Source organism: Sphaerisporangium dianthi, from assembly GCF_042654065.1.
In the GTDB taxonomy this organism is placed as follows: domain Bacteria; phylum Actinomycetota; class Actinomycetes; order Streptosporangiales; family Streptosporangiaceae; genus Sphaerisporangium; species Sphaerisporangium dianthi.
On the sequence record NZ_JBHSFP010000031.1, the window covers coordinates 37,261 to 64,045 of the forward strand.

At 70.2% G+C, this 26,785-nt stretch carries 32 protein-coding genes and 1 pseudogene; 20 read left to right on the forward strand and 13 right to left on the reverse strand.

Annotated elements, in window-relative coordinates:
• Window positions 1-14: 14 nt before the first annotated feature.
• The 8 genes from ACFO60_RS32010 to ACFO60_RS32045 form a co-directional block, all read right to left on the reverse strand.
• Window positions 15-839, reverse strand: coding sequence for a hypothetical protein (locus ACFO60_RS32010; RefSeq protein ID WP_380847932.1), 825 nt, complete (start codon window positions 837-839; stop codon window positions 15-17).
• Between the two features lie 257 nt (window positions 840-1,096).
• Window positions 1,097-1,996, reverse strand: coding sequence for a phosphotransferase (locus tag ACFO60_RS32015; RefSeq protein ID WP_380847935.1), 900 nt, complete (start codon window positions 1,994-1,996; stop codon window positions 1,097-1,099).
• A gap of 2 nt (window positions 1,997-1,998) precedes the next feature.
• Complete coding sequence (locus ACFO60_RS32020; RefSeq protein ID WP_380847937.1) at window positions 1,999-2,469, reverse strand: glycine-rich domain-containing protein; 471 nt, start codon at window positions 2,467-2,469, stop codon at window positions 1,999-2,001.
• A gap of 114 nt (window positions 2,470-2,583) precedes the next feature.
• On the reverse strand, window positions 2,584-3,468 hold the full coding sequence (locus tag ACFO60_RS32025; protein WP_380847940.1) for a helix-turn-helix domain-containing protein: 885 nt from the start codon (window positions 3,466-3,468) through the stop codon (window positions 2,584-2,586).
• A complete protein-coding gene (locus tag ACFO60_RS32030; protein WP_380847943.1) occupies window positions 3,440-4,009 on the reverse strand; it encodes a DUF6879 family protein in 570 nt (189 codons plus the stop codon). Before ACFO60_RS32030 ends, ACFO60_RS32025 begins: the two co-directional genes overlap by 29 nt.
• Window positions 4,006-4,212: a hypothetical protein gene (locus ACFO60_RS32035; RefSeq protein ID WP_380847946.1), complete on the reverse strand. Its 207-nt coding sequence runs from the start codon at window positions 4,210-4,212 to the stop codon at window positions 4,006-4,008. The genes ACFO60_RS32030 and ACFO60_RS32035 overlap by 4 nt, the downstream gene beginning before the upstream one ends.
• 115 nt (window positions 4,213-4,327) lie before the next feature.
• Complete coding sequence (locus ACFO60_RS32040) at window positions 4,328-4,651, reverse strand: hypothetical protein (protein WP_380847949.1); 324 nt, start codon at window positions 4,649-4,651, stop codon at window positions 4,328-4,330.
• Complete coding sequence (locus tag ACFO60_RS32045) at window positions 4,648-5,400, reverse strand: ATP-binding protein (protein ID WP_380847952.1); 753 nt, start codon at window positions 5,398-5,400, stop codon at window positions 4,648-4,650. Before ACFO60_RS32045 ends, ACFO60_RS32040 begins: the two co-directional genes overlap by 4 nt.
• Window positions 5,401-5,596: 196 nt before the next feature.
• Here ACFO60_RS32045 and ACFO60_RS32050 point away from each other — a divergent pair, with 196 nt between their 5' ends.
• Window positions 5,597-6,457 (forward strand): helix-turn-helix domain-containing protein, encoded by an 861-nt coding sequence (locus tag ACFO60_RS32050; protein WP_380847955.1) that lies wholly within the window; start codon window positions 5,597-5,599, stop codon window positions 6,455-6,457.
• Between the two features lie 24 nt (window positions 6,458-6,481).
• Window positions 6,482-6,703, forward strand: coding sequence for a DUF397 domain-containing protein (locus tag ACFO60_RS32055; protein WP_380847958.1), 222 nt, complete (start codon window positions 6,482-6,484; stop codon window positions 6,701-6,703).
• A 195-nt stretch (window positions 6,704-6,898) separates the two neighbouring features.
• Here ACFO60_RS32055 and ACFO60_RS32060 read toward each other — a convergent pair whose 3' ends face one another.
• On the reverse strand, window positions 6,899-7,579 hold the full coding sequence (locus ACFO60_RS32060; protein WP_380847961.1) for a sigma-70 family RNA polymerase sigma factor: 681 nt from the start codon (window positions 7,577-7,579) through the stop codon (window positions 6,899-6,901).
• 52 nt (window positions 7,580-7,631) lie between these two features.
• A complete protein-coding gene (locus ACFO60_RS32065) occupies window positions 7,632-8,375 on the reverse strand; it encodes an RNA polymerase sigma factor (protein WP_380847964.1) in 744 nt (247 codons plus the stop codon).
• 408 nt (window positions 8,376-8,783) lie between these two features.
• Between ACFO60_RS32065 and ACFO60_RS32070 the strand changes: the two genes are divergently transcribed.
• A complete protein-coding gene (locus ACFO60_RS32070; protein WP_380847967.1) occupies window positions 8,784-9,011 on the forward strand; it encodes a hypothetical protein in 228 nt (75 codons plus the stop codon).
• A gap of 154 nt (window positions 9,012-9,165) precedes the next feature.
• Here ACFO60_RS32070 and ACFO60_RS32075 read toward each other — a convergent pair whose 3' ends face one another.
• A complete protein-coding gene (locus ACFO60_RS32075; RefSeq protein WP_380847970.1) occupies window positions 9,166-10,149 on the reverse strand; it encodes an NHL repeat-containing protein in 984 nt (327 codons plus the stop codon).
• A 732-nt stretch (window positions 10,150-10,881) separates the two neighbouring features.
• Here ACFO60_RS32075 and ACFO60_RS32080 point away from each other — a divergent pair.
• The 5 genes from ACFO60_RS32080 (at window position 10,882) to ACFO60_RS32100 (ending at window position 14,065) form a co-directional block, all read left to right on the forward strand.
• Window positions 10,882-11,733 carry a hypothetical protein gene (locus ACFO60_RS32080; RefSeq protein WP_380847973.1) on the forward strand — a complete coding sequence of 284 codons (852 nt, stop codon included), beginning with the start codon at window positions 10,882-10,884 and terminating at the stop codon, window positions 11,731-11,733.
• Window positions 11,734-11,743: 10 nt separating this feature from the next.
• A complete protein-coding gene (locus ACFO60_RS32085; RefSeq protein ID WP_380847976.1) occupies window positions 11,744-12,709 on the forward strand; it encodes a hypothetical protein in 966 nt (321 codons plus the stop codon).
• Between the two features lie 127 nt (window positions 12,710-12,836).
• The gene (locus ACFO60_RS32090; protein ID WP_380847979.1) at window positions 12,837-13,088 is read left to right on the forward strand and encodes an AbrB/MazE/SpoVT family DNA-binding domain-containing protein; all 252 of its coding nucleotides are present in this window, start codon (window positions 12,837-12,839) and stop codon (window positions 13,086-13,088) included.
• A gap of 3 nt (window positions 13,089-13,091) precedes the next feature.
• The gene (locus ACFO60_RS32095) at window positions 13,092-13,502 is read left to right on the forward strand and encodes a type II toxin-antitoxin system VapC family toxin (protein ID WP_380847982.1); all 411 of its coding nucleotides are present in this window, start codon (window positions 13,092-13,094) and stop codon (window positions 13,500-13,502) included.
• 209 nt (window positions 13,503-13,711) lie between these two features.
• Complete coding sequence (locus ACFO60_RS32100; RefSeq protein WP_380847985.1) at window positions 13,712-14,065, forward strand: tetratricopeptide repeat protein; 354 nt, start codon at window positions 13,712-13,714, stop codon at window positions 14,063-14,065.
• Between the two features lie 24 nt (window positions 14,066-14,089).
• Here the strand turns inward: ACFO60_RS32100 and ACFO60_RS40880 are convergent.
• A pseudogene (locus tag ACFO60_RS40880) lies at window positions 14,090-14,239 on the reverse strand (IS701 family transposase); the annotation flags it as partial.
• A 4-nt stretch (window positions 14,240-14,243) separates the two neighbouring features.
• Window positions 14,244-15,017: an SDR family oxidoreductase gene (locus ACFO60_RS32105; RefSeq protein WP_380847988.1), complete on the reverse strand. Its 774-nt coding sequence runs from the start codon at window positions 15,015-15,017 to the stop codon at window positions 14,244-14,246.
• Window positions 15,018-15,104: 87 nt separating this feature from the next.
• Here ACFO60_RS32105 and ACFO60_RS32110 point away from each other — a divergent pair, with 87 nt between their 5' ends.
• The 12 genes from ACFO60_RS32110 to ACFO60_RS32165 all read left to right on the forward strand — a co-directional run bounded on the left by ACFO60_RS32110 (window position 15,105) and on the right by ACFO60_RS32165 (window position 26,598).
• Complete coding sequence (locus ACFO60_RS32110; RefSeq protein ID WP_380847991.1) at window positions 15,105-15,722, forward strand: TetR/AcrR family transcriptional regulator; 618 nt, start codon at window positions 15,105-15,107, stop codon at window positions 15,720-15,722.
• Window positions 15,723-16,351: 629 nt separating this feature from the next.
• The gene (locus ACFO60_RS32115; protein ID WP_380848117.1) at window positions 16,352-16,675 is read left to right on the forward strand and encodes a MerR family transcriptional regulator; all 324 of its coding nucleotides are present in this window, start codon (window positions 16,352-16,354) and stop codon (window positions 16,673-16,675) included.
• A 108-nt stretch (window positions 16,676-16,783) separates the two neighbouring features.
• Complete coding sequence (locus ACFO60_RS32120) at window positions 16,784-17,689, forward strand: RNA polymerase sigma-70 factor (RefSeq protein ID WP_380847994.1); 906 nt, start codon at window positions 16,784-16,786, stop codon at window positions 17,687-17,689.
• Between the two features lie 266 nt (window positions 17,690-17,955).
• Window positions 17,956-18,228: an MSMEG_0570 family nitrogen starvation response protein gene (locus tag ACFO60_RS32125; RefSeq protein ID WP_380848120.1), complete on the forward strand. Its 273-nt coding sequence runs from the start codon at window positions 17,956-17,958 to the stop codon at window positions 18,226-18,228.
• Window positions 18,225-19,631: an MSMEG_0569 family flavin-dependent oxidoreductase gene (locus ACFO60_RS32130; RefSeq protein ID WP_380847997.1), complete on the forward strand. Its 1,407-nt coding sequence runs from the start codon at window positions 18,225-18,227 to the stop codon at window positions 19,629-19,631. Before ACFO60_RS32125 ends, ACFO60_RS32130 begins: the two co-directional genes overlap by 4 nt.
• 3 nt (window positions 19,632-19,634) lie before the next feature.
• A complete protein-coding gene (locus ACFO60_RS32135) occupies window positions 19,635-20,450 on the forward strand; it encodes an amidohydrolase family protein (protein WP_380848000.1) in 816 nt (271 codons plus the stop codon).
• A 96-nt stretch (window positions 20,451-20,546) separates the two neighbouring features.
• The gene (locus ACFO60_RS32140; protein ID WP_380848003.1) at window positions 20,547-21,068 is read left to right on the forward strand and encodes an MSMEG_0572/Sll0783 family nitrogen starvation response protein; all 522 of its coding nucleotides are present in this window, start codon (window positions 20,547-20,549) and stop codon (window positions 21,066-21,068) included.
• A 9-nt stretch (window positions 21,069-21,077) separates the two neighbouring features.
• Complete coding sequence (locus ACFO60_RS32145) at window positions 21,078-22,130, forward strand: MSMEG_0568 family radical SAM protein (RefSeq protein WP_380848006.1); 1,053 nt, start codon at window positions 21,078-21,080, stop codon at window positions 22,128-22,130.
• Between the two features lie 107 nt (window positions 22,131-22,237).
• Window positions 22,238-23,740 (forward strand): MSMEG_0567/sll0787 family protein, encoded by a 1,503-nt coding sequence (locus tag ACFO60_RS32150; RefSeq protein WP_380848009.1) that lies wholly within the window; start codon window positions 22,238-22,240, stop codon window positions 23,738-23,740.
• Window positions 23,737-24,597 carry a carbon-nitrogen hydrolase family protein gene (locus ACFO60_RS32155; RefSeq protein ID WP_380848013.1) on the forward strand — a complete coding sequence of 287 codons (861 nt, stop codon included), beginning with the start codon at window positions 23,737-23,739 and terminating at the stop codon, window positions 24,595-24,597. The genes ACFO60_RS32150 and ACFO60_RS32155 overlap by 4 nt, the downstream gene beginning before the upstream one ends.
• Before the next feature lie 3 nt (window positions 24,598-24,600).
• Entirely contained in the window at window positions 24,601-25,419 is an 819-nt protein-coding gene (locus tag ACFO60_RS32160; RefSeq protein WP_380848016.1) for a carbon-nitrogen hydrolase family protein, read from the forward strand.
• 114 nt (window positions 25,420-25,533) lie between these two features.
• A complete protein-coding gene (locus ACFO60_RS32165) occupies window positions 25,534-26,598 on the forward strand; it encodes an MSMEG_0565 family glycosyltransferase (RefSeq protein WP_380848019.1) in 1,065 nt (354 codons plus the stop codon).
• Window positions 26,599-26,785 lie beyond the last annotated feature (187 nt).

Consider the following 26,785-nt stretch of genomic DNA (forward strand, 5'->3'; position numbering starts at 1 on the left):
GCACGACGACACGGTCAGCGCGCGCTGATCTCCCAGACCTGGTCGAGCCGGCCGCTCAGCGGCGTGTAGTCGATCTTCGCGGCGACGGGGCGCTTCGCCGACTTCAGCGCCTTGGTGAAGTCGGCCGTCGAGCAGACCTTGCGGCCGAGGCCGCGCTTGTCCGCATTGGAGCGGCCCGCGGACCAGGCGGCGCCGCAGGAGCGGGTGGTACGACCGAACGACAGGCCCGTGTAACCGAGCTTGATCGACTTCCCGCCCCGGGTGAACATGACCGTCGTGTCGTTCACCCGCTTGATCGTGCCGTAGGCGGTCCTCGCGGAGCCCGGCATGGCGAGGACCTCGTAGACGCGCTTGGCGGCGCCCAGCGAGATCTTGACCGGCGTGGGGCCCAGGCTGAGCGCGAACGCCAGGTCGGCGGGCTTGCACCGGGTGGCGCCCAGCCCCTTGGCGTCGACCTTGACGACGCCCTCGGTCTCCTTCAGGTCACAGGCGGAGGTGACCCTGCGGAAGCTCGCGCGGGAGTAGTCGACGCGCCGCTCCTTGGCGCCGGGAACGGCGGTGAAGGTGTAGCGCGGCGGCCCGCTCTTGCGGTGGAGAGTGGCCCTGACCGGTATGACGCGCAGCGCGCCCTTCCCGTCGGCCCACGCGAAACCATAGACCGCCGTGGTCCCGGGAGCCTCGGACGTAGCGGAGGCCCTGGAGGACGCGGAGCCCCCGAACGTCGCGGAGGCCGCTGGGGACGCGGACGTCAGGGACGTCGCGGCGCCCTGAGCGGAGCCCGTGAACGAGGCCACGGCGCAGAGCGCGGCGAACGAGATGACGGCGAGCGGGCGAACCATGAAGACGATCTCCTGACAGCGAACCTTGTCGAACGTTTGCACTATGGCATCCCCGATAATGCACTAAATAGGAATAAGTACACATTCGTCGCCTTTGCCGGAGGCGTACGGCTCACGCCGCAAGCCCCGGCGGAGATCATTGCTGACCGTCAGTGACGGCTTACCGCTCGCAGGCGTTCGCCGTCCGACGCGCTCGCCTTGCTCTCGACGCTGATCGTCGCCCGCACATCGACCAGCGCTCGTCCGAACTCGATGGGTCACGAGTCGGTCAGCCGGTGTTCCAGCCAGGACTTTCCGGCTGTCGCCGCGCGGGCGCGGAACATCCGGTCCTTCTCTGGGCCGTACATGGCCTTGTAGGTGCGGAAGAGGGTCCACAGGGCGACCAAGCCGGTTACCGTCGCCGGTGGTGCGGTCCTCCACGAGGGAATTTCCCGCAGCAACTCCTCCACCCGGCCGGGAGCATGGCCGGCTTCGATGAACCGCGGGCCCAGCATCGCCGCGTCGATCCAGGCGGCCCCAGCGGCGGCGAACCCCCAGTCGATGATGAAGAGTCGCTCGCGCGTCACATGCAGGTTGCCGGGGTGCAGGTCGTAATGGAGGAGCGTGTTGCCGGCCAGCGCATCGACGGTGAAGCCGTCCAGTGCTCGGACATACAGGGTCCTATGCGGCAGTACGCCCTCAGGCTTGTCGAGCAGGTGCCTGCCCTTGGCCAGAAGGAAGCCGACGTTGTCGGCGACGAGCGGTGGGTCCGACGCCGGGCAGGGGGTGAGGGTGTCGCCAAGGCGGGCGACGAGGTCGAGTACCGTCGGCACGTCCGGTGACGCGGGGGACAGGTCCGCCTCGCGGCCGTCTTCGAGGTGGTCGAACAGCATCACGATCCAGCCGTCGGTGTTCGCGCTCCAGTGGAGGCGAGGCGAGGCGAGGGCGGCTGGAAGGATGCTCGAAGCCCAGCGTTCACGCTCGTACAGGTGCGCGGCGGTGCTTTCCACGGGGACGGCCTTGAGGAAGAACCGGTCACCGGCCCCGGTGTGCAGGCGTGCCGTGAGGCCGGGCATCAGCCCTTCGTTGACCGGCACGCTCTTGAGAACTGTGCCGCAGTGCTCTTGGACAGTGTCCCGGATGGTGTCGGGAAGGTCTTCCCATTGCGGTCGGGGCATGGTCAGCCCTCCGTTCCCGGGTCGTCGTAGCAGCCCTGGTGGCATTGGCTGCACGCGGTGGAAGGGATCCACAGTTCGGCGTCGACGGGGAGGCCGGCCGCGCGCATGGTCTCGATCGTGCGGCCGATGCGCTCGGTCTCGGGGCGAGAAGCCGATTCGGCATCGGGAGCGTCATCGGGCGTGTGGTGGATGAACCGGCCCGCCACCCGCGAGCAGAACGCGGCGTACTCGCGGGTGTAGGTGAGGAAGGTGTGCCAGCCCTTGTCGATCTCCGGCGAAGGAGACAGACGGGCGCCGGGGTTGAGTCCGCAGGCCAGAAGGAAGGCGAGTGCCTGTTCCATGATCCGTTCAGCGTGCCCGGCTGTCAGATTCTCGCGCCGGGCGAGGCTTTCGGCCAGCCGGGAGAACAGGTCGGGAGGAATCAGGGTCCGGGGATCGGCTGTGATGGCGCTCCGATCCGTGAGGGCGGTCATGCAAGCTCCGATCGGTCGTTGACGCGCCGAGCACATCGTCCATGGGGTGGATGACGAGCGCGCATACCGTCGACGGTAAGAACCGCTCTACCTGGGAGCCAACGAGATTGCTCGCTATTTCTCGTCATCGCCTGGAGTGGCGGGTGGCTCGGGAAAGAACCGGTCGGCCAGGTCGTCCAGGACGCCGGTCATGATCGTGCGAGCACCTTTGCCATATACGGCCGTCTTGTGCATCAGATCGAAGATCTTGCCGTAGAGGGAGATTTCTTCCGGCTGGATCAGGGACAGCTCCGCGGAGAAGGTCTCGACGGTGACCAGTCGCTCGCCGTACAACCAGAACCCGTGCACCGGGGTCTTCGGCAGACGGGATGTCCAAGGGATCACGCCCAAGGCGACGTTGGGCAAGGTCGCAGAGGCGATCAGCCGCTCGATCTGCCCCATGAGGACCTCCGGCGGGCACATCAGATTGCGCAGCGCAGTCTCCGTGAGGATGACGTGAAACCGGTGGCCCGGCCTGTAGAGGATCTGCTGGCGATCCATGCGGGCCTGGATGCCGTCCTCCAGATCGTCGGGCACCTGGTGAACGGCTATCGCCTGGCCGAGGATGTGCCGCGCGTACTCGCGGGTCTGGAACAGGCCGGGGACGGTGGCAGGTTCGAAGGCGCGGATGAGGTCGGTCTTCGCCTCGATGTCCTGAATCTTCTTCTGCTGGTCACGAGTGCCGGACCGCAGCTGCCGTTGCCATGCGGCATAAGCCAGTTCCAGACTGTTGAGCTGGGCGATCAGGGATGGGACCTCCCCGGCGGCATGACATGTCGCTGCCCAGGCGCGGATGTCATCCTCGCTGGGAGTCTGCCGGCCCAGTTCGATCTTGGACACCTTGGTGGCCACCCAGCCGACCGCCTGCGCGAGCTGCTTGCCGTTGAGGCCGGCGGCCTTGCGCAGTTCGCGCAACCGGACTCCGAGCGCTTCACGCGCCTGGCGTACGTTCGGCACCACCGGCCCACTTCCCGGCATAGATCGGGTAGGGGATGGCATTATGCCAGGCCGTGTCCCAGCCTGAGGCGAACGCAACCACGGTGGCGGGGTCGTCGACCAACTCCATGTCGAGCAGCACGTCGTCCTCGTCGAAGGGCAGTACGACGGCGTACCGCGAGTCGAAGAGCCAGTAGTCGACCCTCGGGAGGTCCAGCCCGGCCGTCTGGTGACGGGGGAGGTAGCGGATGTCCTCACCCGCTTCCGCGTTTCCGGCGTTCAGCGTCAGTTCGAACCGGATGTAGTCGGTAGGGGGTTCGGTCACCACCCTGACCCGTTCCACCCGCTTGCCTGCGAAGGTGGCCGCCCGGATCACGCTCATCCAGGTGGCGCGCTGCTCGGCGTTCAGGCGTTCCAGCGTGGCCGTGTCACCGGAGAGGAACGCCTGCCAGCGCTCCTGCTCCGCCGGCACGTTGTAACGGTCGCGCAGTTCGAGGCGGAACGCGGTGTGCCGGAAGCGGGTCATCAGGGCGAGGAACTCCTCGCCCGTCACGACCTGCGTCACCGGTGCTCCAGGGCCAGCGCGAGGACGTCTGCGGGAACCTCGACCACCGTCTCGTCGGCGGCGAGGTCACGCACGTCACTGAGCGCGAGAGCGTCGGTCACGATCTTCCCCTGTACGACGTACGTGCCCCGATCGGTCCTGTAGAGCGCGGGACAACTGCCCTCGTTGCTGCCGCCGGTCTTCCCGATGAACGTCAGCCGCATCGCCGCCTCCAAAGTCGTGGGGATTGCTCGCCATTTCTCGGTGACTCGATGGTCCAGCGGATGCCCGGCCGCGTCAATCCGTGGCGGCTGAACTTCTATGTCACAGGTGAGCAGCTCAGAGCGAAGGACGAGGTGCCGGGCGCAGGGCGGCGCGGGGGATGGGACGGCGTCGGCGTGCACCTTGCGCGGTGCCAGGGGCGGGCGAGCCGGCCTGGCGTTCGTTCGCTTGCGCCCGCCACACCAGTTCGGCGAGCTCTTCTGGGCCGCCCGCCTCGATCAGACCGGCCTGCCGTCGATGCCAGGCCGGTGCGAGCGCCCACCAGTGGCCGGTGGCGGTGCCGTGCCAAAGACTCCAGCCGGTGAACCGTCGCGCCAGCGCCCGCGCGATGTCCTGGCGTGTGGACGGGCCGGGATCGGTGGAGGCGGGCGACGCCGTCACTCGGGGGCTCCTTGTGGAAGGGCCGGGGAGAGTTCGGCCCAGGTGGTCGTCCTGTGGTGGCCGACGGCGAAGCCCCAGCAGGTCGCCAGCTCTTCCACCAGGAGCAGGCCCCGGCCTCGAAGGCCCACCTCGTCAAGATCACCGGTCCACGCAGGGAACGCCTCGGAACCGGCGGGGCGCATGCAGGGGACGCCGTCCGCGCCGTCGTCCTGCACCTCGACGCGCACGCGGGCGCCGGCGTGCAGCACGTAGAGCGTGACCGTGCCGCCAGGCAGGGACGAGCGGGAGTGCTGGACGCTGTTGGAGGCCAGTTCGGAGACCACCAGCAGCGCCTCCTCCAGGAGTGGGCACCCGGCCAGGAGTTCGCGCGCGAACGCACGGGCCACGCCCACCTGATCGACCCGGCTGGCGAGCGTGACGAACCCCGCGACGGTTCGCGCGTGCGGCGCCATGGCCCGGTCACGGTCGATGTCCGGGGCGGTGTCATCTGCCTCCTCGCGGCCGGTGGCGGTGTCTGCGACGACCATCCCCGGCGCCTGCCCCGCGCTCCCGTCCGAGGCCGCGCAGCCCAGTGCCCTCTCGGCCACCTTCAGGACCTGCGCCGTCGCCGCTCCGATCTCCGCGGCGACGAACTGCGCCGACGCCTCCTCCCACAGCGGGACGCCGACCCTCGTCACCTCCCGCTCCAGCACCTGAAGCACCCGCGCCCCAGCCCCCAGCAACTCCACCCGCCCCGCCTCACGTCTCACTACTGCCCTCCGGGCTCACCTCGGCAGCCGCCTACGCGCTGCATCGTCATGCCACTACTTGCGATTCGTGACCAGGACCTCACTTGGTGTCACGTGACGAATCTGCACCTGCAACTTCTGAACCTGCAACCGATTCGGCGAAAAATCTTTACAGTGAGTAGTGTTTTGAGCGCGTAGAGCTAGGAGGATTTCCCTAATGGCAAGGTTCTCCCCGACTGTCCGGCATCGGCGTCTGCTCCAGGAGCTCCGGCGACTGCGCATCGACTCTGGGCTCAAGCAGGAGGAGGTCGCCGAGCATCTCGGATGGTCGCCGTCTCGGATGACCAAGGTCGAGGGCGGCACTCTTCGGATCTCGGTCAGCGACGTTCGCGCAATGCTGCATCTCTACGGTGTGGGGCAGGGGGCGGAGCATGACACGCTCGTCCAGTTGGCTCGGCAATCTCGCGAGAAGGGCTGGTGGCATGCGTACAACGACGTCATCCCTCAGTGGTTCCAGGTCTATATAGGGCTGGAAGCCGAGGCTCTATCGCTTCGTAACTACGAGTCCGAGCTGATACATGGGCTGCTGCAGACCGAGGACTACGCGCGGGCCGTCTATCAGGCGGCGCGCCTGACTGACAGCGTGGAAGAGGTGGAGCGCCATGTGGCGCTTCGCATGGCTCGCCAGGACATCATCATGAAGAGCGAGGATCCTCTGCAGTTCTGGGCCGTGCTCAACGAGGCGACGGTGCGCCGAGTCGTCGGAGGTGCGGCGGTGATGCGCGAGCAGCTTCGCCGGCTCGTCGATGTGGCTGCTCTGCCGAACGTGACACTGCAGGTCTTGCCCTACGCGATCGGCGCACATGCCGCGATGCTCGGTCCCTACGCGATCCTGTCGTTCAGCGACCGCGGGGGAGACGACGTCGCCTACCTGGAGCACGCTACGGGGAGTCTGTACCTCGAGAGACCGGATGAAGTGCGGCGTTATGCACTTATGTTCGACCACTTGCGTGCATCAGCGCTCGATCCTCGAGATTCGCTGACGTTGATAACACGGGCGACTGAGGCAATCCTGTAGGAATCGCTATGAAGGGTGATTCAGGTGTCTGATTCCAACGTATCCGAGGTCAGGTGGCGTAAGAGCCGCTACAGCGGTGGCAATGGTGGGAGTTGCGTCGAAGTTGCCGGGCTTGCCGACGGTCGTATCGCGGTGCGCGACAGCAAGAACATCGGGCCTGTCGTTACTTCGGCTGACGCCGACTGGCGATCGTTCCTCGGTGGACTGAAGAGCAGAGGACTCGAGGGTGAAGGCGGTATGGAGTGAGCTGACGGTCAGGGCGAGTTCTTCCCAGCAAGAGGTCGCCGGACGCGCTCGGCCTGGTCGTCATCGAACCTTGGGACGTCATCTCCCCGCTCGTCCACCGGCGTGACACCACCGCCCGTGTGATGGGGGAGCCTGGAGCCGTCCTAGGGCCGCCAAAGTGCTCAGCCTGCGCACGCACCGCGCCAATGTTGTGCATTAACTTGCCTGTTGGAGGGCTTTGCGCAAGGTGGCCATGCCACGGGCGGTGTGAGACTCCACCGCGCCGGTGCTGATGCCCATGGCTTTGGCGATCTCGGTACTGGATAGATCGCCGTAGTAGCGGAGGACGAGCGCTTCACGCTGCCGCAGAGGCAGATTGCGCAATGCCTCGATCACCGCAGTTCGTTCGAGCCCATCGAGGGCATCGGTCGCCGGTCTTGGCCGAGACTCCGGTATGCCGGCACGAGCACGGATCTCTGCCGCCACATCGTCTTCAGTGCGATCTTGGAGTGTACGGGCACCGGCGGAACCCAAGGAGGACTGGTCGAGGAGATGTGCGATATGACCAGCGTCAAGAGGCTCTCCTTCGTCGGCCCGAGGCCCTTCAAGCGGCGCACGAGGGGCGTACTTCGCCACGATGGCGCGGTGGCGGAGCACGCTCCTGGAACGGACGACAACGGATTGGCGCAGGTAGGCGAGAGCTTTGTCGGTGTCTCGCAGACGTGACCATGCACTGTGGAGCGCAATGAACGCGTCCTGGACGACTTCTTCGGCCGTTTCCGTGTCACGGACCATGAGCGTCGAGAGACGCACAAGAGCTCGATAATGGGCGCTGTAGAGCGCGGTGACCGCCATATCGGCGTCCCAGCGAGTGGGCACTGCCAGGGTGTCGGTCAAGATCTTCTCGACTGAGGGAGTGTGTCGCGACCTGCTCGTCTCCTGGTGGCTTTCACCCATTGTCGTCACCTCCCCCTTCATGGTCGGCGCGTCGGCTCAGACGGTGACGGCGCAACATGCCTTCCACCGCTCGCCGTGTGGTTCCCTCACCGAGGATCTCCGCGATCTCGCCTTGGTCATACCCCTCTGCCGTGAGCCAGAGCGCCAATTGCGTTCTTGGGCTCGGCACCGTGCGCAATCCCTCGCGGACCTCGTCCCGCTGCACGACGATCTGTTCGGGGCCCGGTCGGGGGCAGGGGACGGACTCCGGTACCTCATCTGGAGTGGCGGTCTGATGTTTACTCTTCAGCCAAGAGCGATAGGCGTTGGCGAACTGGTAGGGCAGCCCGCCCACGAAATACGTGGTCAAGGTGGCGCCGCGTTCCGGCCGCCATCCTCCCTGCACCAATGCCTTCTCCCGAAAAGCGGGTAGACCCGCCGCCACCGTGTCTATGGCCAACTGCGCTTGATCTTCCTCGTCCGTGGGGCGGGGAGAGGCGGCGAGGCCGATGCCGAGTTCTCGGCACTTGAGGAAGATGAATCCCGACCTGATCCACGCCAGCACGATCGGATAGGCGTATCGAGCGAGACGATCCTGCAACTCGGCGTAGGACTCGCCGGTGAATCCGTTTCTTGCCAGGGCGTCGCGTAACTCGGTGTCGGCCTGCAGACGCTCCTTCGCGTCCAGATCGTGTGTCGAGAAGTTCTCTCTGTCGTCATCCGAAGGAAGGGGGACGGAAGCCCCCTCATTGGTCATGTTGGCCGTTCGGGGGGAGATGACCCGGCACCGGGGCCCGATGCCCCATGCGACGGGAGCGTGTCCATGTTGCTCTCTTGTTTGTTGGTGGGCGGAGTCAGCCTATCTGGCAGCATTGACCTGGCACAGGCGGTTGTCACGACCTCATATGTCCCGGATTCACGGCGAACCCACGGCCTCTCTCCTCATGCTGCTGACAGACGGCGTGGGTTGAGCCTTGTTCAGGCACTTACACAGGGATGTCGAACGCCCTGGTAGCCGAGTGGGGGTACAACGCCATGCTTATGGCCGGGACACCTCGAAGCGTCGAATGCGGCGCAAGATCGCTGAGACCCCGTGACTAGTCTTCAGCCCGGAAGCGGGCAGCCACCGACTCGGCCATGGAGGACTTGGGTGGGAGGTGGAAGCGTGAGCGCTGTCCTGGTCGGGGGGACTTGGGCCCATCCTGCTTTCATCTGGGTGATCGCAGGCGGGGCCGCCTTCCTCGTACTGCTCGCCGGATTCGTCGTCATCTCTCCCGACAGCCTCTCGCCGTTCGAACGGCTGATGCGACTGCTCGGTTTGCTGTTCAATCGCGGTCCTGACAGGTTCCTGCCCGGGCCCGCCCCAGGAGGAGAGGCGGGAAAGCGGCGTTGAGCGGCACGTAGACGCGCGGCGGCTGAGCTCTCCTTGTCGTGGTGGTTGCCGGTCTCTGGGTTCAAGGGAAGGTCGGTCGTCGGGCGGAGCGGGGGATGGGTGCGACACCCCCGCCCGCGTACCTCCAGAGGCGCGATGGCCCCCACGGTGGGGGTCAGAAGCGTGCGACGGCTATGACGTTGTAGGGGGTGGTGGGGGTCGGGGGGGTGGTGAAGCGGCCGTTGGGGAGGTAGAGGCGGTCGCCGAAGGCGGCGACGGTGGTGGGGACGTCGAAGCGGTCGTCCACGAGCTTGCGCACCACCTTCCCTGAGGTGGCTCCCCGGTCGAGGAGCAGGGACGTCACGGTGTTGAAGCTGTTCTGCACGACGTGCAGGACGCGGCCGTCCAGCAGCAGGCCGTCGCCGTTGACCACGGACTCGCCGCCGAGGTCGATCGTGGTGGCGACGCCCGTCGAGGGGGCGACGCGGAACAGCTTGCCGGTGCCGGACTGGACGATGATCAGGCCCGTGCCGTCGGGGGTGGGGGCGATGCCGTTGACGTTGAAACCGGCCGTGTAGACGATGTCGCCGGTCAGGGGCACCCGCACCACCTGGGTCGGCAGCGCTCCGCCGCGTCCGAACGGCAGCTTGTACAGTACCGGGTTGACCGAGTCGGTGAAGTACGCCGCGTCACGGGTCAGTATGACGTCGTTGACGAACGAGGCCTCGGTGGCCAGGCGGTAGCTCGCGAGCACCGCGCCGCTGCGCGTGTCGATCACGCGGGCGTCGCCGCCGGTGCCGCCGGCGACGAACAGCCGGCCGCTCGCGTCGATCTTGAGGCCGAGCGACGGGGTGCCGGTCGCGGGGCTGATGACGCGGCCCTGTCCCGTGCGCAGGTCCGCCCGGTAGATCTCGCCGGTCGCGCGTGAGCCGAAGTAGGCGACAGGGCCAGGGCCGATGGCGATGCCCTCGGGCTGGAAACCGTCGGGGAGGGGGAAGTCGGCCGGATAGGCCGAGTGGGCCGGCCCGCCCACGGGGGTGGAGGTTCCGGAGGCGGAGGTCACGGACGTTCCGGGGCTCGCTCCTGTCTCGGCCGTCGCGGCGGCCGGCGCTCCGACGAGCAGGCCCAGGAACCCGGCTAAGAGAACTGCCACCTTCATCAGTGAACATCCCATCTGTAGGCGTCGCGGATCGGCTCGAAGCGATCTTGCTGTGTCACGGATTCTCCCGGCCGAAAATACCGGACGCCTTTGCAGATGTCCGGCATCTCCGGATATATCGCGCGTCGGTCTCTGGTGAACGAGGCGGCGGGACTTCGGCTCTCGCGTGCTCCCGGCCGGCGCCGGCCGCGTGGCCGCGGTGTCCCGTCGTCCTGCCGCCCCGGCGAGGGGCCATTACCGCCGCCGGCGAAAGGATCTCGGTGTAGGGTCGCCGGCTTTGTGATGGCCTGATCTTGACGGTGTATTCGCCGGTCGAAATCATCCTGGCGGGCCGATCGGACATATGCGGCAATTGCCTATAAATTGGGGTTGCTGGAGAATCTCGGCCCAGGGTCGGAGCGTGATCGAGTCCCGTTCCGGTCGCGCGGCGGCCGGGCGGTCCCCAGGGCAGGGGATTCCGTTGTACGAGCTGAACAGGGGATACGTGCGGTGATCAGGAGGGTGGCGTAGCGGTGGGCGATCGCGGTGCCGTCGTTTCCGGCGAGGCGGGACGGCGCCGCGGCTTTCGCCCGACGAGGCGTCCCGGTGTTCAGGGCAGCCGATAATTCCGATAAAAGCGACCGCTCGACCGCCGGTGCGCTTCCGGAGCGTCTTTAATGAGGGGATTTTCGGTTTCCGATTGCGTACGCTCTATCCCAGAATGGTCTTGCACACCTGTTCTTGGAGATGGGTATGGCGACCTCACGTACACGCGTCATCGTCATGGCCGCGATCCTCGGGCTCGTCGCGATCTTGGGTGTGGTGTGGCTGGTCGGTGTCGCCACGGGGGGCGGCGCGCCATCGGCCGGCTCGGCCGGCGCCGACGACGGGTACGCCGGGGACACCTCGTCCTCGGATCCCGCCGCGACCGACGGCACCGGCGGCACCGGCGGCACGGACGGCACCGGCGGATCGTCGTCCCCCGGCGCCGGTCCGTCCGCCACCTCCGGCGCCGGCTCGTCCTCGTCGGCCCGCCCCAGCTCCCAACGGCGCAGCATCCGGGTGAACGGCGTGCGGCTGGACGGCACTCCCAACGACGACGGCTGCGCGACCATCATCAACAAGACCTCCGCCCCCGCGGTCGTCACGAACGTGACCTTCACCCTGAAGAGGAGCCCGGCCCCGGTGGGCTTGGCGCCCGCGAGTTCGGCCTGCGACAACGGCGGCGATCCTCCATGCGAGGGCGCGCGGGTGCGGGAGGGCGGCCAGTGCCTGGCCGGGGTGAGGCTGACCGGACGGCCCGCTCCTGGTGAGTACCTCATCGGGGTGAACGTCTCCTACCGCTACACCTGCACCTCGCCGGACGACGATCCGTGCAACTATCCGAGTCTGCGCGGCGTGCCGATGTCACCGGAGAACCCCGTGGAGGTCTACGGGACGACCTCCAACAACGTGCCCGACATCCAGATCTTCGTGGAAGGGTCCGCGTCTCCCGAGGCCAGTCCCGCCGATCCCGGGCCGGACGAGAACTCCCCGCCACCTCCCACCGACGAGCTCCCCTCTCCGGCCGCCCCCGAGGACGACCCGGCACCAGAGGAGACGTGAGACCGCGCCCGTGAGCGAGACCGCGCCCCCGCACCCCACGGCCCCGGAGCCGGCCCCGGCCGCATCCGCGTCCCGACCGGCGCCGGTTCCGCCGCCGCCGTCCGGGACCGAGCCCCGGGAGCCGGATCCGCTCGCCACCAGGATCAGGCAGATCGCCGAGGTGGTCGCGCCGACGACCCTGGCCACGGCGCTGCTGCTCTACTACGGCTACGTGGCGACGCGTTCCCGGTTCGAGTACTTCGGCGTTCCCCTGGACATGGCCGACCTGTCCAACCGGACACTGATCCTGTACGGACTGGAGGTCGTCTACGTGCCGGCGGCGCTGGCGTTCCTCAGCGTCCTCGCCGTCGTCGCCGTCCACGCCGCCGTCATCTGGCGGCTCGGCGCCGCCCCCGGCTCGCAGGTGAACCTCTTCCTGGAGGCGCTCATCGGGCTCGTGGGGCTTCTGCTGATCGGCCGGGCCCTGATCGGCATATTGGTCATCGATCCCGACCAGGAATACCCCGGCACCACTGCGATGGCCCTGGCCGCGGGACCGGCCGCCGTCGCCTACGCGATCTGGATCTTCGGCAAGGAGCGCGAACGGCCGCTGGTCCCCGCACGGCTGCGCAGGATCGCTCTGGCCTGCGTTGTCGGACTGGCAGTCGCCGGGCTGTTCTGGGCCTCGACGGAGTTCGCCTGGGCCGCCGGCACCGGGCGGGGCCAGGAGGACGCCGAGAAGATCGGAGAGCGCATCGAGATCGTCCTGGACATCAAGGAACCTCTGGTGGGCCTGCCCTCCGGCGTCACGCAGATCCCCCTGCCCACGGTCGGGAAAGACCCGGCATTCTCCTACCGCTATCGCGGATTCCGGATCCTGCTCACCTCGGCCGACCGCCTCTTCCTGATCTCGGGGACATGGAAGCACGGCGTCGACCAGACCATCGTCGTCCCCCACGACGACACCGTCAGGATCCAGCTGATCCCCGCGCCGTGACCAGGCCGCACCCCCGCCCTGCCCGATCAGGCGTCGAATCCACCGGAGCCCGGGAACACAGAGGAATCGGTTGCGTCCGGAGAGTGATGGCGTTTAGCCTTTACTTGTGATGGCTACAGTAAAGGTTATGGAGCCCCCGAAGCGGAGACGTGCCAGGCGTGCGGGGCCGGCGCGCATATCCAGCAAGAACCAGGTCACCCTTCCGGCGGCCGTATTGCGGAATCTAGGACTTCGGCCGGGCGACGCCATCGACATAACCGAAGAAGAGGGTCACATCGTCATCCGGCGGCATCGCAGTCGTTTCGACGGGGTCATCGGCACCATCCCCGGTTTCACCGAGGTCGTGGACGTCGAGGCCAGCCGTGAGAGCTGGACCTGACACATGCCCATCGTGATGCTCGATACCAATGTGGTCGCAAGTCTCCTTGATCCCGACGACGCGCTCCACCTCGACGCACGCGATGCGGTGCGCCGCTGGGAAGATCTGGCGGCCTCTTTCGCCATCTCCGTGGTGACATGGAGCGAGCTGCGGGTCGGCGCGATCCGCAAAGGAGCCGCGGCGGAGAAGGCGCTCGCGGCCTTCCGCGCCGCCGCGATCGATCGCGTCGTGCCGGTGGACGAGGAGACGGCCGAGAGGGCGGCGGCGATCAGATCGGCCGATCTGACCATTCGAGTGCCCGACGCGCTCATCATCGCCGGCGCTCACGAGACCGGCGCCGATGTGCTGCTCACCGCCGATCGGAAGTTCCCCCGCATCGCTCCAGGTCTGGTCGAGCTCGTATATCCGGGTTGACGGACGGCGACGCGGGCGACCGTGCCGGTCGGCGCCATGGCCTCATGCTCGCCCTCCGGTCGGCTGAGTGTGCGGTCGTGGAGTCCAGGAAGGGGAGACGCTCGTTCGGCGCGCGGTGCTCGCGCGAGGGAAGAGGCGCGGGGGAGGTGGTGTTGTGGGGGCGTCGGTGCCCGGCCGGGTGGCCGGGGAGCCGTGAGGGGAGAGGCTCGATGAGCTACGAGGAGTACCAGCGCGGGTGCCTGTTCTTCGAGGCGAGGGACTACCCGGAGGCGGCGCGCATCCTGACGCCGCTGGTGGAGGCGGAGCCGGGTAACCGGGCCGCCGTGGAGCTGCTGGCGCGGGCCTACTTCCACAGCGCCCAGCTCGGCCGCGCCGAGGAGGCCTTCCGCCGCCTGCTGGAGCTGGACCCGGCGAACGGCTGGGCGTACGAGGCGCTGGCCCGCACGCTGGAGCGTCGCAGCCGCCACGGCGAGGCCGAGCGCTATCGCAAGCTGGCCCAGGCCATGGGGGCCGACCAGGTCGCCGAGGTCGACGTGTCGGTGTACGCGGCGAACCTCGCCTAGTACTCCGACCGTAGATCGTGATCTTCACGTCTGAGCGGCTTGTCGCCGGTAGTGGCTGTCCTGGGATCGGGCCTGGTGGCGGCGTCGCCGGTCGGGCCAGCCGAGCCGGCGGGCGGCCGCGTGGATGGGTTGGACGACGAGCGCGATGAACAGGCGTCGGCTCTCATTGGGGGTGGGCTCACAGCCCAGAACCGCCCGTCGCGTCGATCACCCGGCCGGTCACCCAGCGTGCGTCGTCGGAGGCGAGGAAGGCCACGATGTCGGCCACGTCTTTCGGCTGCCCGACCCGGCCCAGCGCGGCCAGGGACGCCGCGTGGGCTTCGGCCTGAGGATTGCCGCGTAGCCAGCTTGCGTTGACGTCTGTGTCGATGATGCCGGGCGCCACCGAGTTCGCGGTAATGCCTCGGGGCCCCAATTCCTTGGCGAGGTTGAGGGTGAAGGTGTCGAGCGCGCCCTTGGTGGCGCCGTAGGCGATGATCTCTGGCATGGCGAGGCGAGCCGCGCCGCTGGAGATGTTGATGATCCGCCCTCCGTCGCGCAGCCGCTCCAGCCCTTGCTGCACGATGAAGAACGGTGCGCGGACGTTCACGGCGAAGACCTCGTCGAAGTCGTCCTCGGTCAGCGACGCCAGATCAGAGCTGCGGCCGATGCCGGCGTTGTTGACGATGATGTCGACGGCTCCGCCAGGTGTGTATTCGTCGGCATGGGCGTCGAAAGCAGCCCACAGGGAGGCGGCGTCACCGTGCTGTCCCAACTCCGCATGCAGGGCGAAGGCCCGGCCGCCGTCATTGCGGATGCGTTCGACCACCTGGTTCGCCGCTGTCTCGTCGCGGGCATAGGCGACGGCGATGGTGGCGCCGTCCAGGCCGAGACGTTGCGCGATGGCCCGGCCTATGCCGCGGCTGCCGCCTGTGACCAGGGCGATCTTTCCCTCAAGCGTGCGTGTGCCCATAGCTGTCGACCACTCCACGATTTATTGAGCGATAACTCAATAAAGAAGATAGCACGCCTTCTTGAGTGAGCGCTCTAAAATGGAGGAGTGACTGAGACACGCGCGAAGCGAGGGCGGCCGAGGGGGTTCGACCGCGCCGCGGCACTGACCGCGGCCACCCGTCTGTTCTGGGAACGCGGCTACGAGGCCACCTCCATCGGCGAGTTGACCGAGGCGATGGGCATCAGGCCCGGCAGCCTGTACGCGGCCTTCGGGGACAAGAAGTCTCTGTTCAAGGAAGTGGTGCACGCCTATGGGCGCTCACCCGTGGGCGCCTTCATGGGCGTTGCCCTTGAGGAGGAGCCCACCGCCCACGCCGCGTTCGCCCGCATCCTGCGTGAGGCGGCGATCATCTATCCCGACCCCGCCCACCCGGCCGGATGCCTGACGATCAGCGCAGCCACCAACGTCACCCCGCAAGACGCCGAGGTGGAGGCATTCCTGCGCGACCTACGCAACGAGAACCTGGGCGTCTTCGTAGCCCGTCTGCGCATGGCGCAACAGGCCGGCGAGCTATCCGACGCGGCCAACCCCCGTGCGCTGGCCGCGTACTTCGCCGCGGTCATCCAGGGCATGTCGCAGCGCGCCCGCGACGGGGCTGCGGCGGCAGAGCTGACCGAAACCGCCGAACTGGCCCTGGTCGCATGGCCCGCGGCACGACACTGATCCCACGCGGCGGAAGTCCGCGGAAGTCCAGCGGGCTCGGCTCGCCGGCCTCTGGCCCTTGTTCTTCTCTGGAAGAAAATCTCTTGTCGTCGCTGTAGACATTCGCATCGAGTGCGGGTATAGTTCTTGCCATCGTAAGAGACGGATCCACGAGGGCAGAGCAGTACGCGAGCACCATGACGAACTGCCCGGACGAAGTGTGGACAGCAACACAGAACGAGCAGAAGGCAGAAGGCCGGACTGCCGGGGCCGATGCAGTGGAAGGGTCCCGACGGTGGGCGCGCTGCCGCTGTGCGTAGTCGAAGTAGCGGCGAAACGGACAAGTCGAAAGGAGTGTTGACGCCATCAGGATCGCCCGTCGCAGGCCACATGTGGCCGCACGGGTGCCGCAGCTCCCCGGATAGGACGGTGGTCTACGGTCACGCTTACGCGATCCCCGCATCCCGCCCGATCGGGCAGGCGCATGCGGAACAAGTGAACCGGCCGATTGGCCGGTCGATGGTGTTGAACTCATCTGGGCCCCGGCGCATCATGGCGCCGGGGCCCCTGTCAGCGTGTGGGAAGGTTTTATGGAACAAGTGCACCCGACGCCGGCCTCCAGGCGAGACCGGTCCCGTCCTCCCCAGGAGATGCCGGCCGCCGCGTCCGGCGGCACACCCGAGCTCCGGCTCGACGACGAGGACTATCCCGCCTACAGCATGGGCCGCGCCGCCGAGATCCTCGGCGTCACCCCGGCGTTCCTGCGCAGCCTCGGCGAAGCGCGGCTGATCAAGCCGCAGCGTTCCGAAGGCGGCCACCGCCGCTACTCCCGCTACCAGCTGCGCCTGGCCGCCCGCGCTCGCGAACTCGTCGACCAGGGCACCGCCCTGGACGCCGCCTGCCGCATCATCATCCTGGAAGACCAGCTCGCCGAAGCCCTGCGCATCAACGCCGAACTGCGTGAGCGCGACTGACCGGCCGGCCGGGGCTGCTCCGGCCGCCCCTCGCTGATAGGGACGAAGGGCCTCTATAGGCTAGGAGCGGCGGATACGGGGGCATACCGCAGGAGGCGGACCGCGATCATGTACTCAGAGGACCGGCAGCCGGCGAGCGCGCTCGATCAGGCCGCTTCGGTCTTCGCGGCTGTTCGTCCCCGGCTCTTCGGCATCGCCTACCGCATGCTCGGCGTCTCGGCGGAGGCCGAGGACATCGTCCAAGAGGTGTGGGTGCGGTGGCAGAGCACCGATCGCGCGGCCGTGTCCGACCCGCCGGCGTTCCTGGCCACGGTGGCCACGCGGCTGGCCATCAACGTCGCCCAGTCCGCCAGGCGGCGGCGCGAGACCTACGTCGGCCCCTGGCTTCCCGAGCCGGTGGACACCGGCACGAGCCCCGAGGCCGGGGCCGAGCGGGGGGAGGAGCTGGAGCTGGCGGTCCTGTTCCTGCTGGAGAGGCTCTCGCCCACCGAACGCGCGGCGTACGTCCTGCGCGAGTCGTTCGACTACCCCTACGGAGAGATCGCCTGCATCCTGCGGGTCAGTGAGGCGAACGCCCGGCAGGTCGTCAGCCGCGCACGCAAGCACATCGCCGCCGAGCGCCGCAACCCGGTGAGCTCGGCCGAGCACCGGCGCCTGCTGGAGGCCTTCGTCGCCGCCGCGCAGGAGGGTGACCTCGCCGCGCTGGAAGAGCTGTTCGCCGCCGACGTCGTCAGCTACGCCGACGGCGGCGGGGCCGTGCGCGGCGCCTCCAGGATCCCCGTCGCCGGCCGCGAGCGCGTCGCGAAGGTCGTCGTGGCGTACGCGCCGAGGCTCTGGCCCGGCACGACGACCGAGTGGGTCGAGGTGAACGGGCGGCCCGGCGTGCTGATCCTGCACGACGAGAACGTGATCGCTCTCGTGACCGCCAGCGCCTCGGCGCAGGGCATCGACCAGCTCATGTGGGTGATGAACCCGGCCAAGCTCGCCTCGATCTCACCGGCGCCCGGGCGGTAGCGCACCCCCGCGGGGCGCCGATGAGGCCGTTCGCGTGCCGGTCGAAGTCCTCGCCTGACACGGGTGCAGCCCGGCGGCGCCTTCACAGTGTGAATTATGGGGAAATGTCATTTGTCATAGCGAGGAATCGCGCAGGGTGAAGGCGCGGTTACGCTGTTTTGTTCCGGATGGAACGGTTCCGAAACCTCCGGGAAGTGGACTGCGACCAGTGGCGAACCGCTGGCCCGGTGAGCCGCTTTCCTCGACAGGAGGCCGGCGTGCCCGAGATGTACTTCCAGGTGAGATGGCCCGACGGGTCGCGGTCGCGCTGTTATTCCCCGTCCCTTGTCGTCGCCGATTTCCTGCGCCAGGAGGAATCCTATCCGCTGGCCGAATTCGTGGACCTTAGCGGGCGGGCGCTGCGCGCCGCGGGCGAGCGGGTGCGGGAGAAATACGGCTTCTTCTGCACCGGCGCCGCCCGGCAGATCGCCGAGATCGAGCGGAAGGCCGCCGCGTTCACCGGCGAGGGTTCGGTGACGGTCGAGAGCTTCGACCGGTGAGCGGGGACCGTCACCCGGGGACCCCGGACGGGCGCCGCGCCGAGGCGCCGGACGGGAGCGGGGCGCAGGCGCCGGACGGGCGCAGGGCCGAGGCGGCGGGCGGGCACCACGCGGTGGTCGTCATCGGCGGCGGGCAGGCCGGGCTGGCCATGAGCCACCACCTGAAGCGGGGCGGCGTCGACCACATCGTGCTCGAACGGCACCGGGTGGGCCACGAGTGGCGTTCCCGCAGGTGGGACTCGTTCTGCCTGGTCACGCCGAACTGGCAGTGCCGGCTGCCGGGGTTCCCCTACCCGGGCGACGACCCCGACGGCTTCATGCGGCGCGACGAGATCGTCCGGTACGTCGAGGACTACGCGGCCTCGTTCGGGCCTCCCGTGCTCGAGGGGGTCTCCGCCACCGGGCTGACGACCGCGCCGGGCGGGTTCGAGATCCGCACCGACCAGGGGACGTTCACGGCCGGCCAGGTGGTGGTGGCGACCGGGCCGTACCAGACGCCGGTGATCCCCCGGCTGTCCGAGCGGTTCCCCCGGCACGTGGCGCAGCTCCACTCCGGCGAGTACCGCAACTCCCGGCAACTGCCGCCGGGCGAGGTGCTGGTCGTCGGCAGCGGCCAGTCCGGCTGCCAGATCGCCGAGGATCTGCACCTGGACGGGCGCCGGGTCCATCTCGCGGTGGGGTCCGCGCCGCGCGTCGCCCGCTTCTACCGGGGCAGGGACGTGGTCGCCTGGCTGGACCTGATGGGCCACTACGACCGGCCCATCGGCTCCTTCGCCGACCCGGACGGGGTGCGGGCCCGCGCCAACCACTACGTCACCGGGCGCGACGGCGGGCGTGACATCGACCTGCGGGCCTTCGCCCGCGACGGCATGCGGCTGTACGGCAGGCTCGCCGGCGTCGAGGACGGCACGATCAGGTTCGCCCCGGGCCTGCGGCGCGACCTCGACCACGCCGACGCCGTGTCCGAGAGCATCAAGGACACCATCGACTCCTTCATCGCCGCCCGCGGCATCCAGGCGCCCGCCGAGGCCCGGTACCGGCCGGTGTGGGAGCCCGCCGGCGAACCGGAGGGCCTGGACGCGCGCCGCGTCACCTCGGTCGTCTGGTGCACCGGGTTCCGCGCGGACTACCGGTGGATCAGAGTGCCGGTCTTCGACGGCACCGGCTATCCGGTCCACGAACGGGGCGTCACCTCGGTGCGCGGGCTGTACTTCCTCGGGCTGCCCTGGCAGCACACCTGGGGGTCGGGCCGCTTCTCCGGCGTCGCCGGCGACGCCGAGCACCTGGCCCGGCACCTGGGCTCGCCCGGCGTGCCCCGGCCCCGGCCGCACCACGTGCCGGACGCCCAGGAGTTCCCCGACGCCGGCCGGTACTTCGTCCACCCCGAGCTGCTGGGGAGCTGATCGATGGTCTTCGACGCGCATCGCCACCTCGGCGTGCTCCCCGCCCACCCCTTCTACGGCGGCCCGCCGGTGCGGCCCGACGTGACCGCGCGGGCGACCGTGGACCAGCTGCTGGAAGACCTGTACGTCGAGGGCACCGAGCGGGCGCTGGTGCTGCCCAACTACGGCGTGCCCGACCCGGCGGTCGCCTTCGGGTTCAACGAGCTGTGCCTCGAGGCCGCGGCGCGGGACGAGCGCGTCCGCTGCGGGCTGTGGGTGTCGCCCCGCCCGCAGGACGCCGAGCGCACCGCGGCGGCGCTGGCGCTGGCCGGCGAGCGCGGCGTGCGGGCGCTCAAGCTGAGCTTCCTGCTGGGCGGCCGGCCGACCGACCCGGCCTGCCGGCCCGCGCTGGACCGCATCTTCGCCGTCGCCCGCGCCCACGACCTCGTCGTCCACGTGCACACCTCGCCGGGCGCCGCCTCCGACATCGACGAGGTGGGCCACCTGGTCGAGTGGTACGGCGACGAGACCGCGGTGCACCTGGTGCACTTCGGCGGCGGGATGAGCGGTCACATCAAGCTCGCCGGCTCTCGCTTCTTCGACTGGATCGCGGCCGGCAAGCGCGTCTACACCGACCTGTCCTGGGCGATCGGCTTCGCGCCCCGGTGGCTGGCCAGTGAGATCGAACACCGAGGCGTCGGCCACGACCGGGTGCTGTTCGCCAGCGACGAGCCGTGGGGCGACTTCACGGGCGAGCGGGCCCGGCTCGGCGCGGCGGTGGGCGACGGCGAGCTCGCCCGGCTGATCTTCCGCGACACCTTCGAGAAGCTCTACGGCTGACCCGCGTCCGGCCCCCGTCCCGTCCGCCCGCCGGACCGCCCCACGTGCATCCACCTTTCAGATACGGCTCCAACCCCCCTCGACAAGGAGATGTCCATGTCCGAAGTGTCCGAACTGACCGACCTTGAGAAGCAGAGCCTGACGGAGATCCCGCACCCCTCGCTGCCGGAGGGATCGAGCCTCTACGGCGGCACCAAGGTCTTTCCCGACTACCAGGCGGAGAACGGCGAGAGCTACTTCACGCTCGTGCACGGCATCGCCCACGAGTCGTCGGTCAGCTTCGTGGCCATCCTGCAGGCCACCCGGGCGCTGCGGAAGGGCTTCGAGTCCGCCATCTACTTCTACGGGCCCGGCTCGCTGAACTGCCTGGCCACCCGGGGCTTCCCCACCACGGGCAACTCCGCCTTCCCTGGCGAGCACAACATCAACAACTCGCTCAAGACCTTCATCCAGGAGGGCGGCAAGGTCTACTGCTGCCGCTTCGGCCTGTCCCTGCACGGCGCCCGCGAGGAGGACCTGATCGAGGGCGTCATTCCCACGCACCCGCTGGACGTGCAGGACGCCCTGATCCACTACGGCCGCAAGGGCGCGATCATCAACTCGACCTACATGTTCTAGGAGGCTCGCGTGAGCGTCGGTACCAGGGTCGACGTGGCGATCAGGGGCGTCCGCGCGGACACCCCGGTGCGCCGCGCGGGCGGGGCGGGACCGAGCGACGACGGTCACCTGATCATGGGTGGCGCCGGCGCGGCGATCCCGTTGAACCCCGGCAGTCCTTACATCGTCCGCGACGGCAGCCTGTGGCTGGGGGAGACCGATCTGGGCGTTCCGGTCCTGCCGGTGCCGCGCCCCCGCTTCTACGACCTGGTCACCGCCGACGGCGTCCCGTACGAGAAGATCGCCAAGTTGCACGGCGCGGACGTGCTGGCCACCACCGTCGTGCAGACCTGCGTCCGGTACGGCGAGGCCGACCGGTGCCGGTTCTGCACCATCGAAGAGTCGCTCGACGCCGGCGCCACCGTCGCCGCCAAGACCCCGGCGCAGCTCGCCGAGGTCGCCGAGGCGGCGGTGCGCCTGGACGGGGTGCGGCAGATGGTGATGACCACCGGCACCACCTCGGGCCCGGACCGGGGCGCGCGGGTCCTCGCCCGGTCGGTACGGGCCGTCCTCGCGGCGGTTCCCGGGCTGCCCGTCCAGGTGCAGTGCGAGCCGCCCGCCGACCTGTCGTGGATCACGGCGCTCAAGGAGGCGGGGGCCACCGCGATCGGCGTCCACATCGAGTCGCTGGACGAGGCGGTCCGCCGCCGGTGGACGCCCGGCAAGGCGAGCGTGCCCCGGGCCGCCTACGACGCCGCGTGGGCGGAGGCGGTGCGCGTGTTCGGCCGCAACCGCGTCTCCACCTACCTGCTCGTCGGCCTCGGCGAGGACCCGTCCGAGCTGGTCGCCGGCGCCGCGGAGCTGATCGGGCGCGGCGTATACCCGTTCGTCGTGCCCTTCCGCCCGTTGAAGGGCTCCCTGGCGGGGCGGGACGGCCTGCCGGCCCCGTCGCCGGGGGTCGTCCGGGAGGTCACCGAACAGGTGGCCGCGCTGCTGCGCGCCGCCGGGATGACCGGCGCCGACCAGCGGGCGGGCTGCGCCGCCTGCGGCGCCTGCAGCGCCCTCGCCGTCGCCGGCGGCTGAGGCGGCGATGACGGTGAGGCGGGCTGACGGTGAGATGGCGATGACGGTGAGGCGGGCTGACGGTGAGATGGCGATGACGGTGAGGCGGGGATGACGGTGAGGCGGCGATGACGGCGGCGCACGACCTCGGCGGGGCCCTGCTCGGGACGCCCTCGCGGCGCGGGCCCGGGACGGACCCCGGCGGCGCGTCCGCGGGAAAGGCGGCGCGGACGCCCGGCGAACCCGTCTGCGACGTGCTGCTCGGACGGCGCCGGCCGGGCTTCCTGGTGGAGGAGGCCGACGGCGCCGCGCTCGCGGCCTACCGGGCGCTGCGCAAGAAGGTCTTCGTCGAGGAACAGGGGCTGTTCCGCGGCCACGACCTGGACGACCGCGACCACGACCCGCGCACCGTGGTACTGGTGGCGAAGAACCGCGCGGGGGCCGTGCTCGGCGGCGTCCGGCTCGGTCCCGCCGCGGACGGGCCGGACATCGGCTGGTGGCGGGGCGGCCGCCTGGCCGTCGACCCCGCGGAACGAGGCGGCTCCGGCATCGGCCCCGCCCTGGTGCGAGCGGCGAGCGCGCGGGCGGAGGCCGCCGGGGCGCTGCGCTTCGAGGCCACGGTGCAGGCCCACGCCGCGCCGATGTTCACCCGCCTCGGCTGGCGGACCGTGCGCGCGCTCCCGGTGGCGGGCGTCCCCCACCTGCTGATGCGCCGGCCGATCGGGCGCATCGCCGCCCTGGCCCAGGGCACCAAGCGGGCGCTGGGCGCGCTGCTGGCCGGGATGACCCCGGGAGGCCCGCGGTTCCTCGGCGACGACGGGGCGCCGGTGCCGGGCAGCGACCTGGTCGCGGCGTGCGACGCGATCCTGCCGGCGATGGTGGAGCGCGACCCCGGCTGGGCCGGCTGGTGCTCGGTCCTGGTCAACCTCAACGATCTCGCCGCGATGGGCGCCGCTCCGGTGGGCCTGCTCGACGCGCTCGGGGCGCGGGACGTCGCCGCCGCCGAGCGCGTGCTCGCCGGGCTGCGCCGCGCGGCCGCCGCGTACGGCGTCCCGGTGCTGGGCGGGCACACCCAGCTCGGCGTGCCGGCGGCGCTGTCGGTCACCGCGCTGGGCCGCACGCGGCATCCCGTCCCGGGCGGCGGCGGCCGTCCGGGACACCGGGTGCGGCTCACCGCCGACCTGGCCGGCGGCTGGCGGCCCGGGTACACCGGGCGGCAGTGGGACTCCACGACGCGCCGCCGCACCCCTGAGCTGCGCGCCATGCTGGGCGCGGTGGCGGCGGCCCGTCCGGCGGCGGCCAAGGACGTGTCGATGGCCGGCGTCGCCGGGACGCTCGGCATGCTCGCCGAGGCGTCGGGGTGCGGCGCCGTGCTGGACGTCGCCGCGGTCCCTCGCCCCGGCGCGGCGACCATGGGCGACTGGCTCACCTGCTTCCCCGGCTTCGCGATGCTCACCGCGGACGAGCCGGGCCGTCCCGGCCTTCCCGCCGGGCCGGCGACCGGCGCCGGGTGCGGCGAGCTGACCTCCGGGCGCGGGGTCATGCTGCGCTGGCCGGACGGCGAACTGACCGAGGCGATCGCCGGCCCGGTGACCGGGCTGGGCGCGGCGGGCGAGAAGGGCTGGGCATGAAGATACGCATGGGCGCCGTCGCGGCGCCGTTCGACCGGGACGTGGAGGCGTGCTTCGCGCGCGTGGAGCACCTGGTGGCCGAGGCGCGCGCGCAGGGCGTGCGCCTGCTCGCCCTCCCGGAGGCGTGCCTGGGCGGCTACCTGCTCAGCATGGACGGCGACGCCGGCGACGTCCCGCCCGCGTTCGAGCGGGACGGGCCGGAGATCCGGCGGCTGGCGGCGATCGCGGGCGACATGGTGGTCTGCGCCGGGTACTGCGAGGCCGCCGGGCCGTGGCGGTACAACAGCGTCGTGTGCGTGTCCGGCGACGGCGTGCTCGGCCACCACCGCAAGGTCCACCAGCCGCTCAGCGAGGACGCCCTGTTCGCCGCCGGCGACGGGTTCGCGGCCTTCGACACCCCGGTCGGGCGGCTCGGGATGATGATCTGTTACGACAAGGCGTTCCCCGAGTCGGCGCGGTCGCTCGCGCTGGACGGCGCCGAGATCGTCGTGTGCGTGTCCGCGTGGCCGGCCAGCCGCACCGACCCGGCGCCCGACCTGGCCGAGGACCGCTGGACGCGGCGCTTCGACCTGTTCGACCAGACGCGGGCCCTTGAGAACCAGGTGGTCTGGGTGTCGGCCAACCAGTCCGGCGCCTTCGGCACGCTCCGGTTCGTCGGCAGCGCCAAGATCGTCGGGCCCGGAGGGGAGATCCTCGCCCGCACCGGAGTGCCCGGCGGCGTCGCGGTCGCCGAGGTGGACGTGCGGGCGGCGCTCGCCGTCGCGCGCCGCTCCATGGGGCACCTGCGCGACCGCCGCCCCGACGCCTACGCCCGCGACGACGGAGTCTCGCCGGTGGCGGCCGCCGGGAGGTCCTGACCGGTGGTCCGCATCGCCGCCGTCTCCGCGCACTTCGGGCGCGACCTCGCGTTCGACCTTCAGCGCATCGCCAAGCTGGTGGCCGACGCCCGTTCGTCCGGCGCCGCGCTGCTGGTCCTGCCGGACGCCTCGCTGGGCGGCTACCTGGCCGACCTGCGTCATCCCGACCCCGACTCGCTCCCGCCGGCGCTGGACCCCGACGACCCGATCTTCAAGCGGCTCGGCGTGCTGGCCGGCGAGATGGTGCTGTGCGTCGGCTACTGCGAGGACGCGGGCCCGGTCCGCTACAACGCGGCCGTCTGCCTCAGCGGCGACGGCGTGCTCGGACGGCACCGCAAGGTCCACCTGCCGGCGGGGGAGACCGCCGCTTACGCCCCCGGCGACCGGTTCGACGCCTTCGACACGCCGGTGGGCCGCGTCGGGATGCTCATCGACTACGACAAGACCTTCCCCGAGTCGGCGCGCAGCCTGGCCCTGGACGGCGCCGAGATCCTCGCCTGCCTGTCCGCCTGGCCGACCAGCATCACCAACCGGGCCCCGCGGATGACCCAGGACCGCCAGTCACGCCTGTTCGACCTGTACGACTGCGCGCGGGCGGCGGAGAACCAGGTCGTGCTCGCCTCCTCCAACCAGACCGGCGCGATGGGCGGCATGCGCTTCCTGGGCCAGGCCAAGGTGGTCGGCCCGGGAGGGGAGGTCCTCGCCCGCACCTGGTCCAAGGCCGGTCTCGCGGTGGCCGAGGTCGACGTGGCCGCGGAGGTCGCCACGGCCCGGCGGGTGCTCAAGCACCTGGACGAGCTGCGCCCGGGCAGCTACCGATGAGACCGGCGGGCACCCCTGAGCCACGGAAGACGCCGATGGGACCGGCGGCGGCCATGGGGCGCGGATGACGCCGGTCGAGGCGAAGGGGCCGCAGATGACGCGGGGGAGCCGCAGGTGAGGATCGCGCTGCTGACGTACTCCACCAAGCCCAGGGGCGGGGTGGTGCACACGCTGAGCCTGGCCGAGGCGCTGGCCGCCGCGGGCCAGGACGTCACGGTCTGGACGCTCGCCCGCGGCGGGGACGCCGGCTTCTTCCGCGCGGTGGCCCCGGCCGTGCGGCAGGTGCTCGTCCCGTTCCCTGACATTCCCGGCGAGACGGTGGGCGACCGCATCATGCGCTCGATCTCGGCGTTGCGCGAGGCGTTCCGTCCCGGCGCCTACGACGTCGTGCACGCCCAGGACTGCATCAGCGCCAACGCCGTCGAGGACTGCGTGCGCACCGTCCACCACATCGATCACTTCACCACGCCCGAGCTGGCGGCCTGTCACGAGCGGGCGATCGTCCGCCCGCACACCCATGTCTGCGTCTCCGCGGCCGTCGCCGGCGAGCTCGCCCGCGGCTGGGGGATCGCCGCGGCGGTCATCCCGAACGGCGTCGAGTCCGAGCGCTTCGCCGAGGCCGCGCGGAACGGCGACCGGCGGTGGCGCGCGCGGTTCGGGCCGTACGTGCTGACCGTGGGCGGCATCGAGCCGCGCAAGGGGTCGATGGACCTGCTGGAGGCGTACGCGCTGCTGGCCGACCCGGATCTGCGCCTGATCGTCGCGGGCGGTGAGACGCTGTTCGACTACCGCGCCTACCGGGCCGAGTGGGAGGAACGCGCGGCCGCGCTCGGCGTCGAGCCGATCGTGCTCGGGCAGGTCGGCCACCACGACCTGCCCGCGCTGGTCGCCTCGGCCGCGGTCTTCGCCTTCCCCTCGCTCAAGGAGGGGTTCGGCCTGGCCGCCATGGAGGCCCTGGCCGCCGGAGTGCCGCTGGTCACGCGCGACCTGCCGGTGTTCCGGGAGGTGTTCGGCGGGGCGGCCCGCTTCGCGACCGGCCCGCGCGGTCTCGCCGAGGCGATGCGCGCGGCGCTCGCCGCCCCCGACACGCGGCGCCTGGCCGCCGGCCGCGCCCTGGCGGCCCGGCACACCTGGTCGCAGGCCGCCGCCCGCCACATCGCCCTGTACGACTCCCTCTAGCGGGATCGGGATCGGGCGGATCGAAGAGCGATCGCGGCGGTGCGGCGGCGGCCGGCCCGTGCGGAGGGCGGACGCGGGGCCCTGCCGGGCACCATGACGTTCGGCGTGTCGACGGATCCGTGGGCGCGTTTCACTTCCGCTCACTTCTCTCACGGAATGTTCCGGAATCCGGTGGCGGCCCGGTTCC

Excerpts from the sequence above, each read along its gene's own strand:
- ACFO60_RS32010 (WP_380847932.1), bottom strand. The coding sequence starts at position 839 with ATGGTTCGCCCGCTCGCCGTCATCTCGTTCGCCGCGCTCTGCGCCGTG.
- ACFO60_RS32015 (WP_380847935.1), bottom strand. The coding sequence starts at position 1,996 with ATGCCCCGACCGCAATGGGAAGACCTTCCCGACACCATCCGGGACACT.
- ACFO60_RS32020 (WP_380847937.1), bottom strand. The coding sequence starts at position 2,469 with ATGACCGCCCTCACGGATCGGAGCGCCATCACAGCCGATCCCCGGACC.
- ACFO60_RS32035 (WP_380847946.1), bottom strand. The coding sequence starts at position 4,212 with ATGCGGCTGACGTTCATCGGGAAGACCGGCGGCAGCAACGAGGGCAGT.
- ACFO60_RS32050 (WP_380847955.1), top strand. The coding sequence starts at position 5,597 with ATGGCAAGGTTCTCCCCGACTGTCCGGCATCGGCGTCTGCTCCAGGAG.
- ACFO60_RS32065 (WP_380847964.1), bottom strand. The coding sequence starts at position 8,375 with ATGACCAATGAGGGGGCTTCCGTCCCCCTTCCTTCGGATGACGACAGA.
- ACFO60_RS32075 (WP_380847970.1), bottom strand. The coding sequence starts at position 10,149 with ATGAAGGTGGCAGTTCTCTTAGCCGGGTTCCTGGGCCTGCTCGTCGGA.
- ACFO60_RS32080 (WP_380847973.1), top strand. The coding sequence starts at position 10,882 with ATGGCGACCTCACGTACACGCGTCATCGTCATGGCCGCGATCCTCGGG.
- ACFO60_RS32090 (WP_380847979.1), top strand. The coding sequence starts at position 12,837 with ATGGAGCCCCCGAAGCGGAGACGTGCCAGGCGTGCGGGGCCGGCGCGC.
- ACFO60_RS32095 (WP_380847982.1), top strand. The coding sequence starts at position 13,092 with ATGCCCATCGTGATGCTCGATACCAATGTGGTCGCAAGTCTCCTTGAT.
- ACFO60_RS32100 (WP_380847985.1), top strand. The coding sequence starts at position 13,712 with ATGAGCTACGAGGAGTACCAGCGCGGGTGCCTGTTCTTCGAGGCGAGG.
- ACFO60_RS32105 (WP_380847988.1), bottom strand. The coding sequence starts at position 15,017 with ATGGGCACACGCACGCTTGAGGGAAAGATCGCCCTGGTCACAGGCGGC.
- ACFO60_RS32115 (WP_380848117.1), top strand. The coding sequence starts at position 16,352 with ATGCCGGCCGCCGCGTCCGGCGGCACACCCGAGCTCCGGCTCGACGAC.
- ACFO60_RS32120 (WP_380847994.1), top strand. The coding sequence starts at position 16,784 with ATGTACTCAGAGGACCGGCAGCCGGCGAGCGCGCTCGATCAGGCCGCT.
- ACFO60_RS32125 (WP_380848120.1), top strand. The coding sequence starts at position 17,956 with ATGTACTTCCAGGTGAGATGGCCCGACGGGTCGCGGTCGCGCTGTTAT.
- ACFO60_RS32135 (WP_380848000.1), top strand. The coding sequence starts at position 19,635 with ATGGTCTTCGACGCGCATCGCCACCTCGGCGTGCTCCCCGCCCACCCC.
- ACFO60_RS32140 (WP_380848003.1), top strand. The coding sequence starts at position 20,547 with ATGTCCGAAGTGTCCGAACTGACCGACCTTGAGAAGCAGAGCCTGACG.
- ACFO60_RS32150 (WP_380848009.1), top strand. The coding sequence starts at position 22,238 with ATGACGGCGGCGCACGACCTCGGCGGGGCCCTGCTCGGGACGCCCTCG.
- ACFO60_RS32155 (WP_380848013.1), top strand. The coding sequence starts at position 23,737 with ATGAAGATACGCATGGGCGCCGTCGCGGCGCCGTTCGACCGGGACGTG.